Source organism: uncultured Campylobacter sp. (assembly GCF_937997405.1).
Lineage (GTDB): Bacteria > Campylobacterota > Campylobacteria > Campylobacterales > Campylobacteraceae > Campylobacter_B.
In genome coordinates this window covers 1-6707 of sequence record NZ_CALKTL010000185.1, presented here as the reverse complement: position 1 = coordinate 6707, position 6707 = coordinate 1, and the positions used below count along the sequence as shown (strand labels likewise).

Below are 6707 nucleotides of genomic sequence, written 5' to 3'. Positions count from 1 at the left end.
TTATTTAAAATAATTTTTATAAAAATATCAATGGAATGGGGAATTATTAGTGAAATTTAATTCTATAAAAATACTTTAATAATTAATATTAAATTTATCCGCCTTGAGTTATAATCCGCGATTAAATTTCAAAATAGAGGAACAAAAATGCAAAAAGATATGTATTTTAAAAAGGCGAAATTTATCACATTATCGATATGCGCGAGCGTTTCGATTTTATGCGGCGTCGAAGGCTCACACCTAAGCAGTGACGCAAATAGCACGAATCTTGGCGAAATCGTAGTAAGCGCGAGCGGCTTTCGCCAAGATATTAGGCAGGCGCCCGCCACCATTTCCACCTTGGATAATAAAGAGATATCAAGCGGCAGCTTCACTTCGCTGCACGATATCGCGAATAAAATGCCTGGCGTCAGCGTTATCGCAGGCGACGACGGCCCGGCAAGCGGGATATCCATCAGAGGAATGGAAAGCTCCCAAACTCTTGTGCTTATCGACGGTAAACGTGTAAGTTCCGCGGCGGCGAACCCAAAAGGCGGAGCGGGCGATATGAACTCGAATTTTATCCCGCCCGCAGGAGCGATAGAGCGTATCGAGGTGATTAGAGGACCTATGAGCTCGCTTTACGGAAGCGATGCGGTAGGCGGCGTGATAAATATCATTACGAAAAAGAATTTTTCTAAATTTAGCGGAAGCGCCGCTATATCTACAACTATCCAAGATCACGAGGGTATCGGAGACGGCAAGATGGGCGAAGCCTACGTCAATATTCCCTTCGGGCAGTATGCGGCGCTTCAGCTGTGGGGATATAAAAAGCTGCGCGACGAGGACGGCTATAAGGGAGGCTATCAGAAGAGCGATAAATCGGATTCTAACGCCAAGCTTTGGCTAACGCCGGATGAAAATAATAAATTTTACGTTCAAACCGGAAGGCAAAATCACGATTATTCAAGAACTCTTGGTAAAACCGCCGTTTATCCCAACGCGCGCGGATTAAATCACTATAAATATAAAAGAGAAAATCACGGAGTCGGATATTTGGGCGAGTTTGAAAGCTTAAGCGCTGATATAAGTTATTTTTGGGACAAGACTCGCCGTACGAGCATTTTTGATAGCCTTTCGCCCGCAATCGTAAAAAATAGAAATTTTAATTCCAAATTTACGACTTATCTCGGTATAAATACGCTTACCTTCGGTTACGATTTTAGCAAACAGGATGTGCAAACGACTTTCATCGTTTCAAACTCGAATAGGCAAAATTTACGCTCTCCGCAGCGATTTTCTATGAACGAGCATGCGGGATTTTTAGAGGATGAGATCGAAATTTTGGAAAATACGCTATTTTTAACGCTCGGCGGCAGGCTCACGCACAACGAATACTTCGGCAACCACTTTTCTCCTAGAGCCTACGCGACGTTTAATATAGGCGATACCTGGACGATCAAAGGTGGCGTTGCAACCGGCTATAAAACTCCCGATGTCAATCAAATTTCGCCGGAAGTAGGCACGATTCAGGGCGGCTGGAGGATTATAGATTTCGGTAACGAGGATTTAAAGCCCGAGAAAAGCACGACCTACGAGATCGGGCTTTATTACGACAATGCAGACGATCTGCGCGGCAATATCACGCTATTTAAAAACGACTTCAAAGATAAAATTTTAGATACCGATGGCAGCAATATTAATAGGATTCCCGCTTACGGAGGCTGCGCCGGCGCACCGAGCGTTAATTGCCCGGGTTGGGGAACGTATTTTAATATAGAAGGAGCCGAGGTTTACGGCGTTGAGCTGAGCGGCGATTACGATATTACTAAGAGGTTAAATTTCAAGGCAAACTATACCTATAGCCACTCCGAGATCGAAACCGGGGATCCTACGATCTATACGCCAAACGGTGCCGTTAAATTTAGCCAAACCAATCTTAGTAGGCTAGATGGCAAATCCCTGACCGCTACTCCGAAACATGCCGCACATGCGACGCTTAGTTATAGGCCGATCGCTCCGCTTTCTACCTTTATCGGTCTTAATTACGAAAGCGAGCTTACAAGCGTACAATTCGGTCCGGGCAATAGAGTCAGCAAAAACGACAAAAAGCTTTTTACTACGGATTTGGGCGCACAATACGATTTAAACGATAATCTGAGTCTAAATTTAACCGCCTACAATATCTTTGATAACGTCCGATACGATGAGGGTCTCGCAGACGACGGCAATTACTATTGGTATCCCGAGGAGGGCAGGAGGTTTTGGTTCAAGGTAAACGCTAAATGGTAAGCCCAAAGAGCTTTCTTGCGGTATTTAACGCACTCTTTTTAGCGTGCTTATTCGCTTGCAATCTGGGGGCAAAACCGCCGCAAAAGATTGAGCGGATAAGCGAGGCTGCGCGCGAAATGTTTAACGTGAGTGATTTTATTCTAAAAAGCGAGAGCGACGAAAAATATAAAATTTTTATAGCTCGCCAAAAAAATGTCGCTCGCTACGATAGGGTAGTTTTTATGGTTGATGCGAACGCGCAGTTTCCGATACTTTTAAACTCCTATGCGAAAATTTATGCGAATGGCGCAAAGCAAAACGCCGAAACCGGGTCTAAATTAAATAAAACCGTCCTTATAGTAGGCATCGGATACGATAGCCCGCTAGCGTATGATACTAAGCGTCGCACGAGAGATTTAACGCCCGCGGCGAGCGGCGAAGAATACGCAAACGGCGGCGGCGCGGCAGAATTTTATGATTTCATAAAAGATGAACTATTTCCGCTCGTGGAGAAAAAATACTCTACGGCAAAAAGCGATAAAATTTACTTCGGACATTCGTTTGGCGGGCTATTCGGGATTTATGCTTTGCTGCGCGACGATGGGATTTTCGACGAGTTTTTTATCGCCTCGCCTTCGTTGTGGTGGGGTGAATCACAGCTGATCAGAGATGCCCTAGACGAGGGAAAGCTTAGATCAAATTTAAAAGCGAAATTCATAATGCTCGTTGCCGGCTCGCGTGAAATGCGTAAAGGAAAAACCGATAAAGCGGGAATTTTAAAAGCGGCCGATCTAGCTGAAATTTTAAAAACAAAGGGGCTTTCTTGCGAGTTTAGGCTCTACGAAGGCGCTTCGCACGGCGAAGTAATCCCATTGGCTTTGCGAGATTTAGCGCTATTTACGCAAAGATAATCTTCTATTTAGCTGGTAAGCCTTAATCTAAACCCGGCTCGTTTTATATTTGCAAGCGTAAGACCGAGCGGCGCAGGCTCGCTGATCGCGCCGAAATGCGCCACCGGATTTAATAAATTAAACTTTAAAGTCCTTTTGGCTAGTATCGCGCAAATTTCAAAGGAGCGAAAATGCAAAGTTTCAAATGGCAAATTTCAAAGCGGCTCAAGCAGGCGATGCGCGAGCGAGATATTGATAATCTCACGCTCGTGCGGCGCACGGACGAGCTGTATTCGCGCTCGCACCCGGGCCACGACGAGGATATGCGTGCCGAAGTTTACACGGTCTTGGACGAATACGCGCCCAATGTCGATATTGAAATTTTTGATCTAGTCTGCAAGGTGCTCGGTATCAAAATCGAGCTAGGCAAGGATTCTTGATTGAGTAGTCGTCGCCGGATTTTATCCATGCCGCAAGGCTAAATTTAGCGCTACGATAAATCTCAAAATTCTACCTAAAGCCTAGCTACAGAGCTTACTTAAGTAAATTTTGCCGCAAAATTTCGCCCAAACCTAGCAAGATTAATATCTATTTTAACTGCAAAGTGCTAAATTTAGCCCTAAATTTTAATCCGAGGTAAACTTTGAACTACTTAATCCAATTTAGTGTGATTTTAGGAATATCTTTTGTTGCGGAGATTTTGGCGGCGCTCGTGCCTGTGCCAATCCCCGCTAGCATCTATGGGCTAGTCATTATGCTTTTAGCCCTGATCTTCAAACTAATCAAAGTATCGCAGATTAGAGAAACCGTGTCGTTTTTTATGCAGATTATGCCAGTGATCTTTATCCCGGCGGGCGCTGCGATCATCATCGCAGGCGACGCGCTACGCCAACATCTTTTCGCAATCATCGCGATTACGGCAGTCTCTACAGTAGTAGTCATCGGTGCAAGCGGCGCGGTAACGCAGATCTTTTATAAAATCGCCCTCGCCCGCGTTAAGCGCAGACTCTACGCAGCCGCGCACGAACAAGACGGCGTGAATACAAAGGGCGTGGATGCGAAGCTGGAGCGCGAAATTTTATCCGGAGACGACAAAAAATGAGAGAAATTTTAATGAACTCCGCTTTTTTCGGCGTGTTTTTGTGCCTGGGCTCATTTGAGCTAGGACTTTATCTAAAAAAGCGCTTTAAGTTAACGATTTTCAATCCGCTTCTAATCGGTATCGTGCTTACTGTCTGCGTGCTTTTAATCTTTAAAATTCCATACGAAAAATTTAACGCCAGCGCCTCGCACATTAGCTTTTTCTTAACGCCGATTACCGTCTGTCTAGCCGTACCGCTATACGAGCAGCTGGCGCTTTTGCGAAGTAATTTTTTAGCTATTTTTGCAGGACTGATTTCGGGTATGATCGCAGGACTAGGCAGCATCTACGCGATGTCGGTGATATTTGGGCTAAATCATACAATGTATGTCACGCTACTACCGAAATCCGTCACGGCGCCAATCGGTATGGGTATCAGCGAAAGCTTAGGCGGCATCGTGACGCTAACGGTGGCCTGCATCATCGCTACGGGCATCATCGGTAGCGTATTTGGCGAGGCATTACTTAAAATTTTTGGCATCAAAAAGGCGATGGCAAAAGGTATCGCCCTAGGCTGCGCGAGCCACGCGATGGGAACGGCGCGCGCTCTTGAGATCGGTGACGTAGAGGGCGCAATGGCGTCTTTAGCAATGGCGGTTACGGGACTTCTGACCGTCATCGGTGCCGGTATTTTTGCACATTTCATCTAAGGAGAAAATATGATAATCTCGATCGCTAGACAAACGGGCGCAGGCGGGCGCGAAACTGCGCGCAAACTAGCCGAGCGCTTAGGCTACACCTATCTAGCCAAGGCGGATCTGCTCCGCAAAGCAGACGAGCTTGGCTGCTTCGAGCAGATGTATGAGTTCTACAACGAAATGCCCGTAAATACGCTACTTCAGGCAATATCGCACAACGAGCTAGCCAATGAGCAAAAGCGCGATCGCATCGTAGCAATCTACGAAAAGATCGTCTCGGGCGGCAACGTTATAGTGCTTGGACGCTGCGCCGGGTTTTTCTTGCGCGGACATCCGGATCTGCTGACGGTATTTCTACGTGCGAGTGATGAGTTTAAGCTTGCCAGATTAGAAAAAGAGGGCCATACTGACGCGCGCGAGTATATGGAAAACAGCGACGCGGGCAGGATGAGCTTTCACCAATACTACACCAACCAAGTCTGGGGCGCGTCCGCAAACTACAATATCTGCATCGACACATCGTATTGCGGCATCGATAATGCGGTAAATATCATCGAGTATCTGGTCAAACATCACATTGAAAAGTGATTTGCGCCTAAGCGCACAAAAGTGGAATTTGTCTTTTAAAAGATGAATTCCGCTTTATCTCGCAAACCCGCCCTATTTCTATCGCAATTTAAAATTTACATCTCTTTCAGCTTAAATTCCATTTAAAAATAACGCATTTTAGGTGTATTATAAAGCCTCGCATTCAATGCGGCATTAAATTCTAAACCGCGCTTTATCGCCACAAAATAGTAAAATTTAGCTAAAATTTGACGAAATTTAAATCCAAATTTAAGGAGATAAAATGCAAAGCAAAGCTCATCTATGCCCAAAATGCGGCGAAAACACGATCTATTTCGACGGCATTTGCCACTCGTGCCGCCAAAAACAGAGGCGAGAGGAGATTTTAAACCTAAGCGCGGACGAAGTGGAGGCTATGATCCGAAAAATCGCGGACAGAATCGACGAGATCGAAAAATGGGATGAGATTTATAACGATTTTTGGGCGCTTTTTAGCCTGCTGGGCATCCACGATCCAAGGATCGCGCGAGCCGCGGCGGCGAAGCAGATCTACTATCCGCCCGAGCTCTACTTTGGCGCGCCTAAGGACGTAAGAGACGCGCTCATAACCAAACTAGACTCGCTACAAGATAACTCCAAAAACGCGCTAAATCACCTTCTGTGCTCGCTTGCGTGGCAGGGCGACGAAAAAACGGCGGAGCTATTTTACGAGCTGTATAAAAACCCCCAGGCCGTGGCGCAAAAAGCTCTACGTAGGCACAGATTTTTACGCGAAAATCGGCGGCTGGAGCTTTGACGAGACGGGCGAGCGCAAGTCGCTAGTTTTTGATAAATGCCTTACTGCGGTGCGCGTCAAAGATGGCGCGAAGAAAAACGGCGAGCGCGCGAGCGGCGGCGTGATAAATATCATCACAAAAAAGGGCGCAAAATATCCATACGCCAATGTCTCTACCAAGATCGCGTCGTATAATTATAAAGATCTAAATTTCGGCGCAGGCGGGAATGTGAGCGAAAATCTATTTCTAAAGACCGCGATAAAGGGCTTTGATCAGCATGGATACCGCAAGGGCGAAAGAGAGCGAGGCTACTATACATCATTTGGACTAAATTATAAAATTTCAGATGATCAAAGCCTCTCTTTTAATCCGAGCTTTTATCGCGCCAGGACGCATAATGTGCCGAGTTTAGGACTTGCCAGACTTAAAGCGGATCGCCGCCAGC

General features: G+C 46.0%; 7 protein-coding genes and 1 pseudogene. All 8 read left to right on the top strand.

The genetic code is table 11. From position 1 onward, the window contains the following. Nucleotides 1–147 precede the first annotated feature (147 nt). Nucleotides 148–2271 (top strand): TonB-dependent receptor, encoded by a 2124-nt coding sequence (locus tag Q0372_RS09795; RefSeq protein WP_298105410.1) that lies wholly within the window; start codon nucleotides 148–150, stop codon nucleotides 2269–2271. After that, entirely contained in the window at nucleotides 2265–3161 is an 897-nt protein-coding gene (locus Q0372_RS09790) for an alpha/beta hydrolase-fold protein (protein ID WP_298105407.1), read from the top strand. The genes Q0372_RS09795 and Q0372_RS09790 overlap by 7 nt, the downstream gene beginning before the upstream one ends. Nucleotides 3162–3331: 170 nt before the next feature. Continuing rightward, nucleotides 3332–3580 carry a hypothetical protein gene (locus Q0372_RS09785; RefSeq protein ID WP_298105404.1) on the top strand — a complete coding sequence of 83 codons (249 nt, stop codon included), beginning with the start codon at nucleotides 3332–3334 and terminating at the stop codon, nucleotides 3578–3580. A 203-nt stretch (nucleotides 3581–3783) separates the two neighbouring features. Further along, a complete protein-coding gene (locus Q0372_RS09780) occupies nucleotides 3784–4242 on the top strand; it encodes a CidA/LrgA family protein (protein WP_081451750.1) in 459 nt (152 codons plus the stop codon). After that, on the top strand, nucleotides 4239–4931 hold the full coding sequence (locus tag Q0372_RS09775) for an LrgB family protein (RefSeq protein ID WP_295151400.1): 693 nt from the start codon (nucleotides 4239–4241) through the stop codon (nucleotides 4929–4931). The genes Q0372_RS09780 and Q0372_RS09775 overlap by 4 nt, the downstream gene beginning before the upstream one ends. Nucleotides 4932–4940: 9 nt before the next feature. After that, nucleotides 4941–5507, top strand: a complete 567-nt coding sequence (locus Q0372_RS09770) for an AAA family ATPase (protein WP_005873246.1) — start codon at nucleotides 4941–4943, stop codon at nucleotides 5505–5507. 262 nt (nucleotides 5508–5769) lie between these two features. Beyond that, nucleotides 5770–6282, top strand: coding sequence for a hypothetical protein (locus Q0372_RS09765; RefSeq protein ID WP_298105401.1), 513 nt, complete (start codon nucleotides 5770–5772; stop codon nucleotides 6280–6282). Beyond that, nucleotides 6203–6707 (top strand): annotated as a pseudogene (locus tag Q0372_RS09760) (hypothetical protein); the annotation flags it as partial. The gene Q0372_RS09765 and the pseudogene Q0372_RS09760, both read left to right, overlap by 80 nt.

Excerpts from the sequence above, each read along its gene's own strand:
- Q0372_RS09770 (WP_005873246.1), top strand. The coding sequence starts at position 4,941 with ATGATAATCTCGATCGCTAGACAAACGGGCGCAGGCGGGCGCGAAACT.
- Q0372_RS09790 (WP_298105407.1), top strand. The coding sequence starts at position 2,265 with ATGGTAAGCCCAAAGAGCTTTCTTGCGGTATTTAACGCACTCTTTTTA.
- Q0372_RS09765 (WP_298105401.1), top strand. The coding sequence starts at position 5,770 with ATGCAAAGCAAAGCTCATCTATGCCCAAAATGCGGCGAAAACACGATC.
- Q0372_RS09785 (WP_298105404.1), top strand. The coding sequence starts at position 3,332 with ATGCAAAGTTTCAAATGGCAAATTTCAAAGCGGCTCAAGCAGGCGATG.
- Q0372_RS09795 (WP_298105410.1), top strand. The coding sequence starts at position 148 with ATGCAAAAAGATATGTATTTTAAAAAGGCGAAATTTATCACATTATCG.
- Q0372_RS09775 (WP_295151400.1), top strand. The coding sequence starts at position 4,239 with ATGAGAGAAATTTTAATGAACTCCGCTTTTTTCGGCGTGTTTTTGTGC.